The organism is Streptomyces sp. 142MFCol3.1 (genome assembly GCF_000424945.1).
GTDB classification, from domain to species: Bacteria; Actinomycetota; Actinomycetes; order Streptomycetales; family Streptomycetaceae; genus Streptomyces; species Streptomyces siamensis.
Map to the genome: position 1 here is coordinate 428,758 of NZ_AUKV01000001.1, position 16,800 is coordinate 445,557.

The 16,800-nt window shown below is 72.0% G+C and carries 15 protein-coding genes; 4 read left to right on the forward strand and 11 right to left on the reverse strand.

Annotated elements, in window-relative coordinates:
• Positions 1–116: 116 nt before the first annotated feature.
• The 6 genes from H305_RS0101885 to H305_RS0101910 form a co-directional block, all read right to left on the reverse strand.
• A complete protein-coding gene (locus H305_RS0101885; protein WP_028798917.1) occupies positions 117–2,291 on the reverse strand; it encodes a 3-hydroxyacyl-CoA dehydrogenase NAD-binding domain-containing protein in 2,175 nt (724 codons plus the stop codon).
• Between the two features lie 47 nt (positions 2,292–2,338).
• Positions 2,339–3,553 (reverse strand): acetyl-CoA C-acetyltransferase, encoded by a 1,215-nt coding sequence (locus H305_RS0101890; protein ID WP_028798918.1) that lies wholly within the window; start codon positions 3,551–3,553, stop codon positions 2,339–2,341.
• A 21-nt stretch (positions 3,554–3,574) separates the two neighbouring features.
• Positions 3,575–4,717: an acyl-CoA dehydrogenase family protein gene (locus H305_RS0101895; protein WP_028798919.1), complete on the reverse strand. Its 1,143-nt coding sequence runs from the start codon at positions 4,715–4,717 to the stop codon at positions 3,575–3,577.
• Between the two features lie 15 nt (positions 4,718–4,732).
• Entirely contained in the window at positions 4,733–5,746 is a 1,014-nt protein-coding gene (locus H305_RS0101900) for an LLM class F420-dependent oxidoreductase (protein ID WP_028798920.1), read from the reverse strand.
• On the reverse strand, positions 5,746–6,882 hold the full coding sequence (locus H305_RS0101905) for a CaiB/BaiF CoA transferase family protein (protein WP_028798921.1): 1,137 nt from the start codon (positions 6,880–6,882) through the stop codon (positions 5,746–5,748). Before H305_RS0101905 ends, H305_RS0101900 begins: the two co-directional genes overlap by 1 nt.
• 229 nt (positions 6,883–7,111) lie before the next feature.
• A complete protein-coding gene (locus H305_RS0101910) occupies positions 7,112–7,492 on the reverse strand; it encodes an MmcQ/YjbR family DNA-binding protein (protein WP_028798922.1) in 381 nt (126 codons plus the stop codon).
• A 138-nt stretch (positions 7,493–7,630) separates the two neighbouring features.
• On the opposite strand from H305_RS0101910, the gene H305_RS0101915 reads away from it, so the two are divergent.
• The gene (locus H305_RS0101915; protein WP_028798923.1) at positions 7,631–8,803 is read left to right on the forward strand and encodes a saccharopine dehydrogenase family protein; all 1,173 of its coding nucleotides are present in this window, start codon (positions 7,631–7,633) and stop codon (positions 8,801–8,803) included.
• Positions 8,804–9,127: 324 nt separating this feature from the next.
• On the opposite strand, the gene mmpA is transcribed toward H305_RS0101915, so the two are convergent.
• From mmpA to H305_RS0101935, 3 genes are all read right to left on the reverse strand, one after another.
• Positions 9,128–9,274, reverse strand: a complete 147-nt coding sequence (mmpA, locus tag H305_RS53875; protein WP_179332655.1) for a morphogenic membrane protein MmpA — start codon at positions 9,272–9,274, stop codon at positions 9,128–9,130.
• Positions 9,275–9,416: 142 nt separating this feature from the next.
• Complete coding sequence (locus H305_RS0101930) at positions 9,417–10,118, reverse strand: endonuclease V (protein ID WP_028798925.1); 702 nt, start codon at positions 10,116–10,118, stop codon at positions 9,417–9,419.
• Positions 10,119–10,269: 151 nt separating this feature from the next.
• Positions 10,270–11,361 (reverse strand): WD40/YVTN/BNR-like repeat-containing protein, encoded by a 1,092-nt coding sequence (locus H305_RS0101935; RefSeq protein ID WP_051370320.1) that lies wholly within the window; start codon positions 11,359–11,361, stop codon positions 10,270–10,272.
• Between the two features lie 276 nt (positions 11,362–11,637).
• On the opposite strand from H305_RS0101935, the gene H305_RS0101940 reads away from it, so the two are divergent.
• Positions 11,638–12,054 carry an SsgA family sporulation/cell division regulator gene (locus tag H305_RS0101940; RefSeq protein WP_028798927.1) on the forward strand — a complete coding sequence of 139 codons (417 nt, stop codon included), beginning with the start codon at positions 11,638–11,640 and terminating at the stop codon, positions 12,052–12,054.
• 48 nt (positions 12,055–12,102) lie between these two features.
• On the opposite strand, the gene H305_RS0101945 is transcribed toward H305_RS0101940, so the two are convergent.
• Both H305_RS0101945 and H305_RS0101950 read right to left on the reverse strand, forming a co-directional pair.
• Positions 12,103–12,957, reverse strand: a complete 855-nt coding sequence (locus tag H305_RS0101945; RefSeq protein WP_028798928.1) for an isocitrate lyase/PEP mutase family protein — start codon at positions 12,955–12,957, stop codon at positions 12,103–12,105.
• A 96-nt stretch (positions 12,958–13,053) separates the two neighbouring features.
• Positions 13,054–13,713 (reverse strand): GOLPH3/VPS74 family protein, encoded by a 660-nt coding sequence (locus H305_RS0101950; protein WP_028798929.1) that lies wholly within the window; start codon positions 13,711–13,713, stop codon positions 13,054–13,056.
• Between the two features lie 314 nt (positions 13,714–14,027).
• Between H305_RS0101950 and H305_RS44195 the strand changes: the two genes are divergently transcribed.
• Both H305_RS44195 and ddaH read left to right on the forward strand, forming a co-directional pair.
• Complete coding sequence (locus H305_RS44195; protein WP_037761987.1) at positions 14,028–15,695, forward strand: ABC-F family ATP-binding cassette domain-containing protein; 1,668 nt, start codon at positions 14,028–14,030, stop codon at positions 15,693–15,695.
• Between the two features lie 165 nt (positions 15,696–15,860).
• Positions 15,861–16,637 carry a dimethylargininase gene (gene ddaH / locus H305_RS0101960; protein WP_028798930.1) on the forward strand — a complete coding sequence of 259 codons (777 nt, stop codon included), beginning with the start codon at positions 15,861–15,863 and terminating at the stop codon, positions 16,635–16,637.
• Positions 16,638–16,800 lie beyond the last annotated feature (163 nt).

Genomic DNA, 16,800 nt, shown 5'->3' on the forward strand with positions numbered 1-16,800 from the left:
CTCGGTGGGGGCGGGGACCCGTTCGCGGTAAGCGCCGGGTCCCCGCCCCCGGGGAGCAAGCCCCGCATACCACTCAGCGGTACGTCGGGTACGGCCGGGGCGGCGGGTGTGTGCGGCTACTTGTCGCTGAACCGCTCGCCCTTCTCCGCCTTCTCGACGAGCAGCGCGGGCGGCGTGAACCGCGTTCCGTAGCGGTCGGCGAGCTCACGCGCGCGGGCCACGAAGCCGGGCAGGCCGCCTTCGTAGCCGTTGATGTACTGGAGGACGCCACCGGTCCAGCCGGGGAAGCCGATACCGAAGATGGATCCGATGTTGGCGTCGGCGACGGACGTGAGGACGCCTTCCTCCAGGAGCCGGACGGTGTCCAGCGCCTCGGAGAAGAGCATGCGTTCCTGCATGTCCCGGAAGGGGATCTCGTGTCCCGCCTTGGTGAAGTGTTCGCGCAGGCCGGGCCACAGCCTGCCGCGCCTGCCGTCCTCGCCGTACTCGTAGAAGCCCGCTCCGCCGCTGCGCCCGGTGCGGCCGAACTCGTCGACCATGCGGTCGATGACGGCCTCGGCCGGGTGCGTCTGCCAGGTGCCGCCGGCCTCCTCGACGGCCTGCTTCGACTCCTTGCGGATCTTGCGCGGCAGGGTGAGCGTGAGCTCGTCCATCAGGGAGAGGACCTTGGCGGGGTAGCCGGCCTGTGCGGCGGCCTGCTCGACCGACGCGGGCTCGATGCCCTCGCCGACCATCGCGACGCCTTCGTTGATGAAGTGGCCGATGACGCGGGAGGTGAAGAATCCGCGGGAGTCGTTGACGACGATCGGGGTCTTCTTGATCTGGCGCACCAGGTCGAAGGCGCGTGCCAGTGCCTCGTCGCCGGTCCGCTCGCCCTTGATGATCTCGACGAGCGGCATCTTGTCGACGGGCGAGAAGAAGTGCAGGCCGATGAAGTCGTCCTGCCGCTCGACGCCTTCGGCGAGGACGGTGATCGGGAGAGTCGAGGTGTTGGAGCACAGCAGTGCGTCCGGCTCGACGATGTTCTCGATCTCCTGGAAGACCTTGTGCTTGAGCGAGGTGTCCTCGAAGACGGCCTCGATCACGGCGTCGCAGCCCGCCAGGTCGTTCGGGTCGGCGGTGGGCGTGATGCGGGCGAGCAGCTCGTCGGCCTTCTGCTGGGTCGTACGTCCTCGGGAGACGGCCTTGGCGCAGAGCTTCTCGGAGTAGGCCTTGCCCTTGGCCGCCGCCTCCGCCGAGACGTCCTTGAGGACGACGTCGATGCCGGCGCGGGCGCAGGAGTAGGCGATGCCCGCGCCCATCATCCCGGCGCCGAGGACGGCGACCTTGCGGACCTGGCGCGGCTCGATGCCCTGGGGCCGGTTGGCGCCGGAGTTGACCGCCTGGAGGTCGAAGAAGAACGCCTGGATCATGTTCTTCGAGGTCTGCCCCGTCACCAGCTCGGTGAAGTAGCGGGCCTCGATGACGAGCGCGGTCTCGAAGTCGACCTGGGAGCCCTCGACCGCGGCGGCGAGGATGTTGCGCGGGGCCGGATAGGGGGCGCCGGCCAGTTGCTTGCGCAGGTTGGCGGGGAAGGCGGGCAGGTTCGCGGCGAACTTCGGGTTCGACGGCGTGCCGCCCGGGATCTTGTAGCCGGGCCTGTCCCAGGGCTGCTGCGACTCGGGGTTGGCGTCGATGAACGCGCGCGCCTTGGCGAGCATCTCCTCGGGGGTGGCCGCGATCTCGTGGACCAGGCCGTTCTCCAGGGCGCGCTGCGGGGAGTACTGGGTGCCCTGGAGCAGCACCTTGAGGAGGGCGTCGGTGATGCCCATGAGGCGGACGGTGCGGGTGACGCCGCCGCCCGCGGGCAGCAGGCCGAGGGTGACCTCGGGCAGGCCGATCTTGGAGCCGGGCGCGTCGAGGGCCACGCGGTGGTGGGAGGCGAGGGCGATCTCGTAACCGCCGCCGAGCGCCGCGCCGTTGATGGCGGCGACGACCGGCTTGCCGAGGGTCTCGATGCGGCGCAGGCAGCCCTTGATGTCCGTGCCCAGGTCGAATGCCTGCTGGGCGTCCTCCGGACCGGCCTTGATCATGTCCTTGAGGTCGCCGCCCGCGAAGAAGGTCTTCTTCGCGGAGGTGTAGATGATGCCGCGGATGGAGTCCTTCTCGGCCTCGACGCGGTCGGCGATGGCCGCGATCGATTCCTTGAAGGCCTGGTTCATCGTGTTGGCGGACTGGTTGGGGTCGTCGAGGACGAGGGTGACGACGCCGGTCTCGTCCTGTTCCCAGCGGATGGTGGTGCTCTCGGTCATGGGGAGGGTCTCCGGTCTCCGTTGAAGTCTGTTGGTCCGCTGGGGAGTTACAGGCGCTCGATGACGGTGGCGATGCCCATGCCGCCGCCGACGCACAGCGTGGCGAGGCCGTAGCGCTTGTCCTGGCGCTCCAGTTCGTCGACGAGGGTGCCGAGGATCATCGCGCCGGTCGCGCCGAGCGGGTGGCCGAGGGCGATCGCGCCGCCGTTGACGTTGACCTTGTCCAGGGACAGGCCCATGTCCTTCACGAAGCGCAGCACGACGGCCGCGAAGGCTTCGTTGATCTCGACGAGGTCGATGTCGTCGATGGTGAGTCCGGCCTTGGCGAGCGCCTTGCGGGTGGCGGGCGCGGGGCCGGTCAGCATGATGGTCGGCTCGGAGCCGGAGACCGCCGCGGAGACGATCCGCGCGCGCGGGGTGAGTCCGTAGCGCTCGCCGACCTCCTTCGAGCCGATGGCCACCAGGGAGGCTCCGTCGACGATGCCGGACGAGTTGCCCGCGTGGTGGACGTGGTCGATCTCCTCGACCCAGTGGTACTTCTGCAGGGCGACCGCGTCGAAGCCGCCCAGTTCGCCGATGTCCGCGAACGACGGCTTCAGCTTGGCCAGCGAGTCGGCGGTGGTGCCGGGGCGCAGGTGCTCGTCGTGGTCGAGGACGACGAGCCCGCTGCGGTCCTTCACGGGGACGACGGACTTCTCGAAGCGGCCGTCCTTCCAGGCAGCGGCGGCGCGCTCCTGGGAGAGGGCGGCGTACTCGTCCACGTCGCGGCGGGAGAAGCCCTCGATGGTGGCGATCAGGTCGGCGCCGATGCCCTGCGGCACGAAGTTGGTGGCCATGTTGGTCATCGGGTCGGCGAACCAGGCGCCGCCGTCCGATGCCATCGGCACACGCGACATCGACTCGACGCCGCCCGCGAGCACCAGGTCCTCCCAGCCGGAACGGACCTTCATCGCGGCCATGTTCACGGCTTCCAGGCCGGAGGCGCAGAAGCGGTTCTCCTGGACGCCCGCCACCGTGTCGGGCAGTCCGGCGGCGATCGCGGCGATGCGGGCGATGTCGGAGCCCTGGTCGCCGACGGGTCCGACGACGCCGAGCACGACGTCGTCGATGGCGGCCGGGTCCAGGCCCGGGAAGCGCCGCTGGACCTCGTGCATGAGCCCGACGACCAGGTCGATGGGCTTGGTGCCGTGCAGGGCGCCGTTCGCCTTGCCGCGGCCGCGCGGGGTGCGGATCGCGTCGTACACGTACGCTTCGGTGCTCACTGGTAAGCCTTTCGAGGAGGGTTAGCCGAGCAGGGAACGACCGATGATCTCCTTCATGATCTCGGTGGTCCCGCCGTAGATGGTCTGGATACGTCCGTCGGTGAAGGCCTTCGCGACGCGGTACTCCGTCATGTAGCCGTAACCGCCGTGCAGTTGGAGACAACGGTCAGCTACCCGCTTCTGCAGCTCGGTGGCCCACCATTTGGCCATCGAGGCGTGCACTGCGTCGAGTTCGCCGTTGGAGTGGTCGACGATGCAGCGGTCGAGGAAGGTGCGGGTGACGGCGCACTCGGTGGCCATCTCGGCTATCTCGAAGCGGATGTGCTGGAGCTTGGACAGCGGCCTGCCGAAGGCCTCGCGTTCCTTGACGTACTCCGTGGTGATCTCCAGAAGGTGCTCGGCGGCGGCGATCCCGGCGACGGCTATGGCCATGCGCTCCTGTGCCAGGTTCGTCATCAGGTGGACGAATGCGCCGTTCAGCTCGCCGAGGAGGTTGTCCTTGGGCAGGCGTACGTCGTTGAAGAACAGTTCGGCCGTGTCCTGCGCCTTCTGGCCGATCTTGTCGAGGTTCCGGCCCCGCTCGAAGCCCTCCGTGCCGCGCTCCACGACGAGCAGGGAGAGTCCGTGGGCACCGCCCTCGGGGGTCGTCCTCGCGACGACGACCACGAGGTCGGCGAGGATGCCGTTGGAGATGAACGTCTTGGAGCCGTTGAGCAGCCAGTGGTCGCCGCGGTCCTCGGCGTGGGTCTTGATGCCCTGGAGGTCGGAGCCGGCACCCGGTTCGGTCATGGCGATCGCGGTGATCAGTGAACCGTCGCAGAAGCCGGGCAGCCAGCGCCGCTTCTGCTCCTCGGTGGCCAGGCCCGTCAGATACGGTCCGATGATGTCGTTGTGCAGTCCGAGCGCGAGTCCGGAGGCGCCCGCGCGCGCGAACTCCTCGGCGAGCACGGCGCTGTAGCGGAAGTCGGTGTTGCCCCCGCCTCCGTACTCCTCGGGGACCGCGAGTCCGAGCAGGCCCTGCCTCCCTGCCGCGCGCCAGGCGTCGCGCGCGACGATGCCGTCCTTCTCCCACTGTTCGTAGTGGGGCAGCACCTCCTTGGCGAGGAAGGTGCGCACGGTGTCGCGGAACGCGTCGTGTTCGGCGGTGAAGATCTGCCGCTTCATGCGGGAAACGCCCTCCTAGAGCCAGCTCTTGACGGTTTCGATGAGGCGGGCCGGTTCCGGGCCGACCGGGATGACGTTGAGCATGGTCACCCCGGCCTCCCGAAAGGCCTCGACGCGCTCGCGGACGTAGCTCTCGGGCCCGCACAGCGACATGAGTTCGCAGAACTCGTCGGGGACCGCGGCCTCGGCCTCCTTCTTCCGCCCGGACAGGTACAGCTCCTGGATGAGGCGGGCTTCCTTCTCGTAGCCGTAGGCCACCGCGAGGTCGTTGTAGAAGTTCTTCCCGGGTGCGCCCATGCCCCCGACGTAGAGGGCGATCCTGGGGCGTGCGAGGTCGCGGGCGGCCGCCGCGTCCTCGCCGATGGCGAGCGGTCCGCCCGCGACGGTCCGCAGCGGGCCGAGAGCGGGGTCGCGGCGCGCGGCGCCCTCGGCCAGCGCGGTGCCCCACACCTGGTGGGCCTTCTCGGGGATGAAGAGCGTGGGCAGCCAGCCGTCGGCGATCTCCGCGGTCATCCGTACGTTGGCGGGGCCGAGCGAGGCGACGTACAGGGGAACGTCGGGCCGCACGGGCTTGGTGAGGATCTTCAGCGGCTTGCCGAGGCCGCCGAGGCGCGGCATGTCGGTGATGCCGTGGTGGTCGATCACCTCGCGGCGCAGGATGCGGCGGGTGAGTTCGACGGCCTCGCGGGTCCGGCCGATCGGCCTGTCGTACGCCTTTCCGTGCCAGCCCTCGACGACCTGCGGGCCGGAGGCGCCCAGTCCGATGGCGGCGCGCCCGCCGGAGATCGCGTCGAGCCCGGCGGCGGTCTGCGCGATCAGCGCGGGGGTGCGCGAGTAGACGTTGAGGATCGCGGCGCCGATGGTCATGCGCTCGGTGCGGGCGGCCAGGTAGCCCATGATCGTGGGCGAGTCGAAGCCGTAGGCCTCGGCGACCCAGACGGCGTCCAGGCCCGCGGACTCCAGCGCGGCCACCTCGTCCACGGCCTGCCGGGGGTCGCCCGCGTAGTCGAGCGGGAGGGAGAGCTCCATCAGTCGCCGTCCTTCATGAGGTGGGGCAGGCCCCAGTCGCGGGCCACGTCGGCGGTGTCGGCGCCCGGCTGGGCGGGACCTCCGCGGACGGCGGTGGGGGTGAGGGAGAAGCGCGGCGCGGGCGCCGGCTGGGTGATGCCGCCGTGGTCGACGAAGGTGCCCCGCGCGGCGAGATGGGGGTGCGCGGGTGCCTCGCGCAGTGAGAGGACCGGTGCCACGCAGGCGTCGGAGCCCTCGAAGACGGCGGTCCACTCGTCGCGCGTGCGGGTCCGGAAGCGGGCCGCGACCTCTTCCCGCAGTTCCTCCCAGCGGGCCAGGTCCTTGCGGGCGCCGGCGAGTTCCCGGATGCCGAGCAGGGTGACGAACTCGTCGTAGAACTGCTGCTCCAGGGCGCCCACCGCCATGTACCGGCCGTCAGCCGTCTCGTAGGTCCCGTAGTAGGGGCAGCCGCCGTCGAGGAGGTTGGCACCGCGGCGGTCCTGCCAGCCGCCGGCGGCGAGCATGCCGTGGATCATCGCGGAGAGGTGCGCGGCGCCGTCGACGATGGCCGCGTCCACGACCTGTCCGGTGCCGGTCGCGCGCGCGTGGTGGAGCGCGGCGAGGACGCCCACGACGAGGTAGAGCGAGCCGCCCGCGTAGTCCCCGACGAGGTTGGCCGGGACCGCTGGCGGCTCGCCCGGTGCTCCGATCATGCCGAGGGTGCCGGTCAGGGCGATGTACGCGATGTCGTGGCCGGCGCGCTGGGCGAGCGGGCCCTCCTGTCCCCAGCCGGTCATACGGCCGTAGACCAGTGCGGGGTTGCGGGCGTGGCAGGCCTCGGGGCCGACGCCGAGGCGTTCGGCGACGCCGGGGCGGTATCCCTCGACGAGGACGTCGGCCCGCTCGACGAGATCGAGGACGTGGGACGGGCCGTCCTCGGTCTTCAGGTCCACGATCACGGACCGCTTGCTGCGGTTGGTGATGTCGTACTCCGGATTGATCGCCAGTCCGGGGCCGCCCGGCCGGTCGACGCGGACGACGTCCGCGCCGAGGTCGGCGAGGAGCATGGCGGCGAACGGTCCGGGACCGATACCCGCCAGCTCGACCACGCGCACCCCGGCGAGCGGGCCGTGTCCCGGCCTTCCTGCCTCTGCCATCGAGCCCCCAGCACTGTGACACCACTGATGTGACATCAGCGATGTTAAGAACGTGTTCCACGTCGGGCAAGCCCTTGACGAGCAAGCGCTTAGTCTAGTTTCCCGGCACCCGATCATGACGTAACGGGACGGAAACACCCACGCTGGGCGGCGTCGTGGCGGCGGGGGACCGCCCGCAGAGCCGTACGGACTGGTCCGCGAGTGGAGTGCCGGCCGATGCGCGGCACCGTCAGCGCCGGTCCGGCTCCGCGACCGGCTTCTTCGGTGCGAGGACCCGGTAGCTCTCCCCGGCCCGGTCGCACAGCAGCCCCGCCGCGGGGGCACCGGATTCCTCCAGGGGTATGCGCACCCACCCCGATCCGCCGAGGCCGTAGGCCGCCGGCTCGGCGCCCGGGGAGGCGAGGGCATACGCGTGCGCGGTGCCGCCCGTGCGCTTGGACGTGAGGCCCAGTGGGTGACTGCCGTCGTCCGTGCCGAGGTGGACGAACACCTTCTTGCCGGCCTTCGCCCCGGCCCCGCCCCAGGGGAGCTCCTCCACGACACCCGGCAGTCCGAGGGCGAACTCGCGCGCCTTCTCCCGCATTTTCGGGGCGCTTTTCGGAACGGCCACGGTCACCTCCGGCCTCTTCGCCCGACCTCGTCGTCCGGCTGCTCGTTCCTCACGCTAGCCTCAGCCACCGACAACGGCGCTTCGCGTACGGCAGCGGGGGCACCGCCCGCTCCGGCGCGGCCGAGAGTGGGGAATGTCATGAACAGGCTGAACGGAACGGAGCGGACCTACGACGTCGTGCTCTACGGAGCTACCGGGTTCGTCGGGACGCTGACTGCGGAGTACCTGGCCGCCCACGCGCCGGAAGGGCTGCGCTGGGCGATCGCCGGGCGCAGCACCGAGAAGCTGGAACGGCTCAGGGAGCGGCTCGGCGGCGGTCCCGACGTGGTGCGGGCCGACGCGGACGATCCGCGGGCGCTCAGGGAACTCGCCCGCCGCGCGCGCGTGGTCGCCACGACGGTGGGGCCGTATCTCCACCACGGCCAGGAGCTGGTGGCGGCCTGCGCGGACACCGGGACCGACTACGTGGACCTGACCGGTGAACCCGAGTTCGTGGACCTGATGTACGTCCGGCACGACGCACGCGCGCGGGAGACCGGCGCGCGGCTCGTGCACGCCTGCGGCTTCGACTCGATCCCGCACGACCTGGGCGCCTACTTCACCGTGCGGCAGCTGCCCGAGGGCGTACCGCTGCGGGTCGACGGATTCGTGCGCTCCGAGGCGATGTTCTCGGGCGGCACCTTCGCCTCCGCCCTCAACCAGTTCGCCCGCGGGCGGCACATGGCCGCGGCGGCGCGCGACCGCCGGCGCCACGAGCCGAGGCTGATGGGCCGACGGGCACAGGCGCCCCTCGGCACACCACGGTTCGCCAAGGAGGTCGGAGCCTGGGCGCTGCCGCTTCCGACGATCGACGCGCAGGTGGTGCAGCGGTCCGCCCGCGCCCTGGAGCGCTACGGGCCCGACTTCCGCTACCGCCACTACGCGGCGGTCGAGCGGCTGCCGTTCGTCGTGGGCGGCGTCGCCGCCGTGGGCGCGGTCTTCGCGGCGGCCCAGGTGCCGCCGGCCCGCCGCTGGCTGTCCGACCGCATCAAACCCGGCGAGGGGCCGAGTGCCGAGCGTCGCGCGAGGAGCTGGTTCACGGTGCGGTTCGTGGGCGAGGGCGGCGGCCGTCGCGTCTTCACCGAGGTCTCCGGCGGCGATCCTGGCTACGACGAGACCGCGAAGATGCTCGCCGAGTCCGCGCTGTCCCTCGCCTTCGACGAACTGCCGAAGACGTCCGGGCAGGTCACCACGGCGGTGGCGATGGGCGACGCGCTGACGGAACGGCTCCGCCGCGCCGGGATCACCTTCCGCGTCGCGGCCACCCGCTGACCGACGGCTCGGACCTGCACCGCTCGCCCGCCGTCCGGACCCGGTCCGGCCCGAAGGGTTGCCGGGCCGGGACCGTCGGGCCGACGACCGGACGCGGACCTGTCCGCCGCCGTCCGGTACCGGACCTGTCCGCCGCCGTCCGGTACCGGACCTGTCCGCCGCCGTCCGGGACCGGATCGGTCCGGCCGTCGTCCGGACCCGGACCGGCCCGCGCCGTCCGGACCCGGATCGGCCCGAACGGTTGCCGGGCCGGGATCGTGGGGCCGACGGCCGGAGCCGGTTCGCTCCGCGCCGTCGGTCGCCGGCCGGCGGGCCGGGGAGCGGTCAGAAGGTCCACCCGGTGACCGTGTAGATCATCCCGCAGATCCAGGCGAGTCCGGCGACCGCGGCGAGGACCAGTGCGGCCGTCACCGCCCGCTCGACGGGCTGGGCGGGAGCGGCGGTGGGCTTCGGTGCACGATGCGTCGTCATGCGCCCGAGCCTGCCGGTCACCGCGGTGCCGAGACATCCGTACAGATACTCAGACGGTCCCCGGGCGGGTACTGGGTACGGTCTCCGGGAAGGCCCGGGAAGGCCGTCGCGCCGGCGCGGCCGGCCGGAGAGCCGCGCCCCGTCAGGGAGTTGCCTCCTTCAGGGCCCGCCGGCAGAGGGAGTCCGCAAGCCGCGTGGACTCCGGCAGGCGGTACTTGGGCGTCAGCACGAGCGTGTGCGCGCACGCGTTGTCGAGGCCGACCCGATGGCCCACGGACACGAACACCGGCTTGACGCCGTCGCGCGTGCGCAGGGCGCGGCCGACCTCCTCCTCGCCCGTTGGTCCGTGCGCGAGCAGTGGGGACGAACTGCCGCGGTGGGCACCCGGTTCGTCGTAGGAGAAGGTGAAGGGGTTCTTGGCGACGCCGATCGTGGGCAGCCCGGTGAGGACGCCGAGATGGCTGGCCAGGCCGAAGCGGCGCGGGTGGGCGCGGCCGTATCCGTCGCAGACGACGAGGCCGGGCGCGCAGGGCAGGGCGTCGAGCGCGGCGAGCACCGTCGGGATCTCGCGGAAGGCCAGCAGCCCGGGCACGTACGGGAAGGAGACCTGCCCGACGGCGGTGGCCTCGGCGACGACGTCGAGGCTCGCCGCGTCGAGCACGACGGCCGCCGCGACGACGAGGTCGCGCTCGTCGTCGTACGCGACGTCGACGCCCGTCACCCTGCCGGTGCCCGGCGGTGGCCCCGCCTCGTCGAGCACCACCCGCTCCCGCAACTCGTCCTGCACCGCACGGGCCTGCTCCTCGGTGGCGGGCCAGCCCGCGGGAATCCTCACACTCGTCATGGTGGTCACGAGCCTAGGCGGCCACCGGGCGGCCCGGGCCTTCAGGGGTGCGCCCGGCGGCCGGACCCTCCGTCGGTCGTGCCGGCCGCGCCCCGAGCCGATCCCGTCGGTGAACGGACTGACCGGTGCGCGGCCGGCCTCGTGGCACGGCTCAGTGCTCCAGCCGGGCCACCCGTCCCTTCTCGCCGGAGGCCCAGCAGCCCAGGTCGGGGGTGCAGTCCACGGTGTCGTACGAGCCCGTGTCCAGGGTGCGCCAGGTGCGGCCGCCGTCCGTCGTCAGGTCGGTGCCGGTGGGACCGACCGCGAGCGCGGCGGTGCGGCTGTGCGGGAGCCAGGTGACGCCCGAGCGGTAGGCGGGCGGAGGGTGCGCGGCGGGCGTCCAGGTCCGGCCGCCGTCCGCAGTGGTGGCCGCTGCCTGCGGTGAGGCCTGGTCTGCGCGGTAGTCGCCGCCGACGGCAAGGCCGTGGGTGCGGTCGCGGAACGCGACGGCGAACACCCCACGCGCCGGGTCTCCGGCCGGGATCGGCGTGTCGGCCGCGGTCCAGGTCAGTCCGCGGTCCCGGGAGTGCAGCACGCGCGCGCGTGCGCCTCCGCCGGTGGCCAGCCACACGTCCCGCGGCCCCGAACCGACCAGGCACTGCCCGCTCGCCGCGAAACCGGCCTCGCCGTCCTGCGCGGCGGGCATGCCGTCGGCGGGCAGCACCTTCCAGGAACGGCCGCCGTCACTCGTCGACAGCATGCGGAAGCGGCCGTCCACCGGGTCACTCATCGCCAGGCCGTGGCGCCGGTCGAGGAATGTGAGGCAGTCGTAGAAGGCCTTCGCGTCGGTGTTGCGAAAGGACTCCGTCCAGGTCGCGCCGCCGTCGTCGGTACGCAGCACCCGGGATGCCTCGCCCTCGCCGATGGCGAGCACCACCGCACGGCGCGAGTCGAACGCCTCGATGTCCCGGAACTCCAGGTCCGCCGCATCGGGCGGCGACACGTTCCGCCAGTGGGTGCCGCCGTCGGTGGTGCGCAGCACGGTGCCCTTGGAACCGGCCACCCAGGCCGTGTCCCGGCTGACGGCCGAGAGCCCGCGCAGCCGCACGTCGGTGCCGCTGTCCTTGAGTTCCCAGTGCGGCGTCTTCGCGTCGCCGTGTGCCTGAGCGGGCACCGCCCCCGCGAGCGCCGCGGCGAGTGCCGCCGCGCACAGTCCCACGGTGACCGTCCGACTCGTACGCCTCGACTTCCCCAAGCCCCTCATGGCGGGCGAAGCTAGCCCACTCCCCCGGTGCCGTCCAGATGGCCTTCCGCGGGAACCTCGGGGCCCGGACCGAGTGTCCTCCTGGTTGTCCGGTGAGCGCCTGCCGGAGCCCGGGGGCCGGGCGACGGGGGGACACGGGGTGCGCCGCCACAGCACATGGATTCGGTGACAGAGGTCACTCGGGTCCCAGGTGCACGCAGTGGCTCATTTATTCGTCTCTTTCAATGACCGGCCTCATTCGCCCGCAGTCCGTCCAGTCGTCAAGGGAGCAAGGCGTTGTCCACCCTCATCGAGCAGCCCGTAGAGGCCCGCCTCGTCGCCGCCGCGCCGCGGATGCCGAGCATTCCCGCCACGCTCCACTACGACCGGAGCGATCCCTTCGCCGTGCGCATGTCCTTCCCCGCCCCCGCCACGCTGGAGGGCGTGGACGTGTGCTGGATGTTCGCGCGCGAGCTGCTCGTCTCCGGGCTCGAGGAGTCGGTGGGTCACGGCGACGTGCGGGTGCGGCCCTACGGCTACGACCGCACCGTCCTGGAGTTCCACGCCCCCGAGGGCACCGCCGTGGTGCACGTGCGCTCCGGAGAGGTGCGGCGCTTCCTCCAGAGCACCATGGAGCTGGTGCCGCTCGGTCTCGAACACCTCCAGGTGGACCTGGACCACGATCTGGCGGAGCTGATGCGGGGCACCTGCTGAGACCGGCACCCCGCATCGGGGTGCCGCCCGCCGGGTGGTGCGCCGCCCTCAGCGGCCCTCGCTCATCAGGGCATTGAGCTCCGCGTAGTCGAAACCGCCGGTCAGCGAGTCGTAGGTCCCCGCGCTCAGCAGCTCCCGCGCGGCCCGGAGGACCACGGCATGTGCCGCCTGCGCGATGCTCGAACCCGCGCTTACCCGCGCCACGCCGAGAGCGGCCAGCTCGGAGACCGTGGGTGCCCCGGGCCCCACCAGGATGTTCAGCGGGCCGTCGACGCCGTCGACGAGCGCCTTGACGGTCACCGGGTCGGCGACTCCCGGTACGAAGACACCGTCGGCCCCGGCCGCGAGGTAGGCCGCCGCCCGCTCCAGGGTCTCGTCGATGCCGCCCGCGCCCCTCAGACAGGTGTCGATGCGGGCGTTGACGTACAGGGGCACGTCCGCCGCGTCGGCGGCCGCGCGGGCCGCCGCGATGCGTTCCGCCTGGTCGCCGACCGGGCGCAGCGGGGCGCCGCCCTCGTACAGCGCGTCCTCGATGTTCACGCCCACGGCACCCGCCGCGAGCACGGCGCGGACCGTGTCCGTGACGCCCTGCGCGTCCTGTGCGTATCCGCTCTCGATGTCCGCGCTGACCGGTACCCGGACCGCGGCGCAGACCCGTGCGACGGCGCCGAGCGCGGCGGCCCTGTCCAGCCGGTCCCCGTCCGGCCTGCCCAGCCCCCAGGCGAGCCCCGCGCTGGTCGTCGCGACCGCCGGTGCGCCCGCCTCCTCGACGATCCGGGCACTCGCCGCGTCCCAGGCGTTCGGCAGGACGAGCGGGCGGCCGGGCACATGCAGGGCGCGGAAGGCCGCGGCGGTCTCGCGCAGGGAACCGAGCTGTGCACCGGTGAGGTTCGTGTTCGTCATGACGGCAACTCAAACACGGGGCGCGGTGAGGGAGCTGGCAGGAATTCGACAGGTACGTGAGGGCTGGAGGCCGGGGGCCGGGAGCGTACGGCGGCCTCAGCGTCCCGGCGCCGGCGACGCGACGGCCAGCGCGTCGCGGACCTTCCGGACGGCTTTCATCAGGGCCGGTGTCTCGGCGCCGGCGCGTCCGGCCAGTTCGTCCACGCGGCCCGAGGTGACCTGCCGGCCGTCCGGCGGTGCCGGTGTGCGCAGCCCGGCCGCTGCGGCGAGGACGACGAGCGCCGCGTCCCGGCCGGGGACCTCGGCCGCGGGCAGCGGGCCCGTCAGCACCTGCCGGGCCCTGGCGTGCAGCGCCTCCACGGCGGGCACCCGCTCCAGCCCGTAGTCCACCGAGGAGAAGAGGCCGAGGACCCGTCGTCGCTCGGCCCGCAGATATCCCTCGGCCGCGAGCTGCTCGCGTACGGCGTCCAGGGTGAGGCGTGCCCGCGACGACACCCACTCGGCCCATGTCCGCGGGCGGGACTCCGCGACGAGTTCGAGGAGCTCGTCGAGGACGATGTCCCCGGTGCGGGAGTCGGCGTCGGCGGGGGTGACGATGCCGGCGTCGTCGACGAGCAGTCCCCGCCCCGCGAGGTCGGCGAGGGCGCCCGCGCGCACCAGGCGGTCGAGGCCGGGCGCGTCGCCGAGGCCCGGTTCCCCGGGGTCCTGGGCGAGCAGGTAGAGCCGGGCGGGCAGCGAGAGCGGGCCGTTTCGCACGGAATCTCCCTGGGGTCGTCGGGGCGGCTTAATCCTTTGACAGCGTCCGCGGCCGCCCCTACCGTGTGCAGCGGTTCTGTTGCCGTCGATTGGAGAAGGACGTTGCTCGTCTGAGGTCTGAGACACCGCGTCACACACAGCCGCTTTCCGCCGGCATCCGTGTGCGCAGCGTGCGACCTCGGCGTACGAGCCGTCCTCCGGTACGGGACCTTCCCTGATCTCTTCTGAGCGGGGCCCCCTCCGAACCGGATCGTCGTCACCTCGCGGTGTCCCCACGCGTACCCACGACCGCATCCGGCAACCGCGAGGCCCTCATGTCTACCTTCCCCGCTTCCATCACCTGTACCTCCCTCTCCTTCGCCTGGCCCGACGGCACCACCGTCTTCGACGGCCTCCAGGTCGCCTTCGGCCCGGGCAGGACGGGACTCGTCGGCGTCAACGGGTCAGGGAAGTCGACCCTGTTGAAGCTGATCGCCCAGCAGCTCTCCCCCACGGGCGGCACCGTCCGGATCACGGGCGAGGTGGGCCATCTGCCGCAGAACGTCACCCTCGACACCGGCCTGCGGGTGGACGAGGCACTCGGCATCGCCGAGATCCGCGCCGCGCTGCACGCCATCGAGGCGGGCGACGTGGCCGAGGAGCACTTCGACACGGTGGGCGACGACTGGGACGTCGAGGAACGCGCCCGCGCGACCCTCGGCGAACTCGGTCTCGGCCACATCGGGTTGGACCGCACGATCGGCGAGGTCTCGGGCGGCGAGTCGGTGCTGCTGCGACTGGCCGCGCTGCTGCTGCGCCGCCCCGACGTCCTGCTGCTCGACGAGCCCACCAACAATCTCGACCTGTACGCGCGACGTCGGCTCTACGCGGCCGTCGAGGCCTGGTCGGGGGTGATGGTGGTGGTCAGCCACGACCGCGAACTCCTCGAACTGGTCGACCAGATCGCCGATCTGCGGTCCGGAGAGGTCACCTGGTACGGCGGGAACTTCTCCGCCTACCAGGCGGTGCTCGCCGGCGAACAGGAGGCGGCGGAGCGCATGGTGCGCGTCGCCGAGGCCGATGTGAAGAAGCAGAAGCGTGAACTTGTCGACGCACAGGTCAAGTTGGCCCGCCGCAAGCGGTACGGCCAGAAGATGTTCGAGCAGAAGCGCGAGCCGAAGATCGTGATGGGTGCGCGCAGGCGGGCGGCGCAGGAGTCCGCGGGCAAGCACCGCATCATGCACGAGGAGCGGCTCACCGAGGCGAAGGAGCGTCTCGACGAGGCGGTGGAGGCCGTACGGGACGACGACGAGATCCGCGTCGACCTGCCGTACACGGCCGTGCCGCCGGGCCGCGACGTACTGACCCTGCAGGACCTGCAGATGCGGTACGGCGCGCGGGTCAACGGCGGGCTCGACCTGCGCGGGCCGGAGCGGATCGCGCTGATCGGACGCAACGGCTCGGGCAAGACGACGCTGCTGCGCACGGTCGCCGGGGAGCTGGACGCGGTGTCCGGAGAGGCGCGCGCCCATGTGCCGCTGCGGTTCCTGCCCCAGCGCCTGGACGTGCTCGACGACGAGCGGACGGTCGCCGAGAACGTGGCCCGCTACGCACCGGCCGCGACCAACAACCGGATCCGGGCGCGCCTGGCCCGGTTCCTTTTCCGGGGGGCGAAGGCCGACCAGCTCGCGTCGGCGCTCTCCGGCGGCGAGCGTTTCCGGGCCGCTCTGGCGGCGCTGATGCTGGCCGAGCCGGCTCCGCAGCTCCTGATGCTCGACGAACCGACGAACAACCTGGACATGGCGAGCGTGCGGCAGCTCACGACAGCCCTGGAGTCCTACGAGGGCGCCCTGATCGTGGCGAGCCACGACATGCCGTTCCTGGAGTCGGTCGGGATCACCCGCTGGTTGCTGCTGGAGGGAGGCGAACTGAAGGAGATCACACCGGATTCCGCCGGGTACTCCGTCGGGGCGGAACCGGACGAGCGAAGCGACACCGACTGACGGCGCCTGCGGGGGCCGGGCCGGCGACGGAGCCCACCGGGCCGGGCATGGGGGCCGACCGGGCCGGGCATGGGGGCGGACCGCCCCGATGTCAAGGGGTTTCTTGCCGCCGGACCGGCGCTGCATGATGTGCGCCGACACCCCCTGCCGATTCGGAGACCCCACGTGTCGAGCCAGAAAGCTCTGATCCGCCGACCCAGCCCTCGCCTGGCCGAGGGCCTGGTGACGCACGTCGAGCGCACGGAGGTGGACGTCGATCTCGCGGTCGAGCAGTGGGAGGCGTACGCGGAGGCCCTGCGTACGAACGGCTGGGAGACCGTCGAGGTGGACCCGGCCGACGACTGCCCGGACTCCGTGTTCGTCGAGGACACCGTGGTCGTCTGCCGCAACGTCGCCCTGATCTCCCGTCCGGGCGCCGAGTCCCGGCGCGGCGAGACCGCCGGGGTCGAGGAGGCCGTGGCCCGCCTGGGCTGCTCGGTGAACTGGGTCTGGGAGCCGGGCACCCTCGACGGCGGTGACGTCCTCAAAGTCGGCGACACGGTGTACGTGGGCCGCGGCGGACGCACCAACGCGGCCGGACTCCAACAGCTGCGGGCCGCCTTCGAACCGCTCGGCGCGCGCGTGGTCGCCGTACCCGTGAGCAAGGTGCTGCACCTGAAGTCGGCGGTCACCGCGCTGCCGGACGGGACGGTGATCGGGTACGAGCCCCTGGTGGACACACCGTCACTTTTCCCCCGGTTCATGCCGGTTCCCGAGGAGTCCGGCGCGCACGTCGTGCTTCTGGGCGGCGGGAAACTGCTCATGGCGGCGAGCGCACCGAAGACGGCGGAGCTGTTCGCCGACCTCGGCCACGAACCGGTCCTCGTCGACATCAGCGAGTTCGAGAAGCTCGAAGGCTGTGTGACATGTCTCTCGGTGCGGCTTCGGGGGCTGTACGCCTGACGGGTGGACAGGACACCCTCCCGCCGCCGGGACCTGGGCATCCGGAACGGTTCGGGCATACCCCCGGGAGCACGCTCCTCTCGGGGTACCCCGCTGATCAGCGGTCTTTACGAGGAACTTAACCTACGGCTTCGTAACCTACGCAGTCGTAGCCTACGATGCC

Excerpts from the sequence above, each read along its gene's own strand:
- H305_RS44195 (WP_037761987.1), top strand. The coding sequence starts at position 14,028 with ATGTCTACCTTCCCCGCTTCCATCACCTGTACCTCCCTCTCCTTCGCC.
- H305_RS0101905 (WP_028798921.1), bottom strand. The coding sequence starts at position 6,882 with ATGGCAGAGGCAGGAAGGCCGGGACACGGCCCGCTCGCCGGGGTGCGC.
- H305_RS0101885 (WP_028798917.1), bottom strand. The coding sequence starts at position 2,291 with ATGACCGAGAGCACCACCATCCGCTGGGAACAGGACGAGACCGGCGTC.
- H305_RS0101935 (WP_051370320.1), bottom strand. The coding sequence starts at position 11,361 with ATGAGGGGCTTGGGGAAGTCGAGGCGTACGAGTCGGACGGTCACCGTG.
- mmpA (WP_179332655.1), bottom strand. The coding sequence starts at position 9,274 with ATGACGACGCATCGTGCACCGAAGCCCACCGCCGCTCCCGCCCAGCCC.
- H305_RS0101900 (WP_028798920.1), bottom strand. The coding sequence starts at position 5,746 with ATGGAGCTCTCCCTCCCGCTCGACTACGCGGGCGACCCCCGGCAGGCC.
- H305_RS0101945 (WP_028798928.1), bottom strand. The coding sequence starts at position 12,957 with ATGACGAACACGAACCTCACCGGTGCACAGCTCGGTTCCCTGCGCGAG.
- H305_RS0101895 (WP_028798919.1), bottom strand. The coding sequence starts at position 4,717 with ATGAAGCGGCAGATCTTCACCGCCGAACACGACGCGTTCCGCGACACC.
- H305_RS0101915 (WP_028798923.1), top strand. The coding sequence starts at position 7,631 with ATGAACAGGCTGAACGGAACGGAGCGGACCTACGACGTCGTGCTCTAC.
- H305_RS0101930 (WP_028798925.1), bottom strand. The coding sequence starts at position 10,118 with ATGACGAGTGTGAGGATTCCCGCGGGCTGGCCCGCCACCGAGGAGCAG.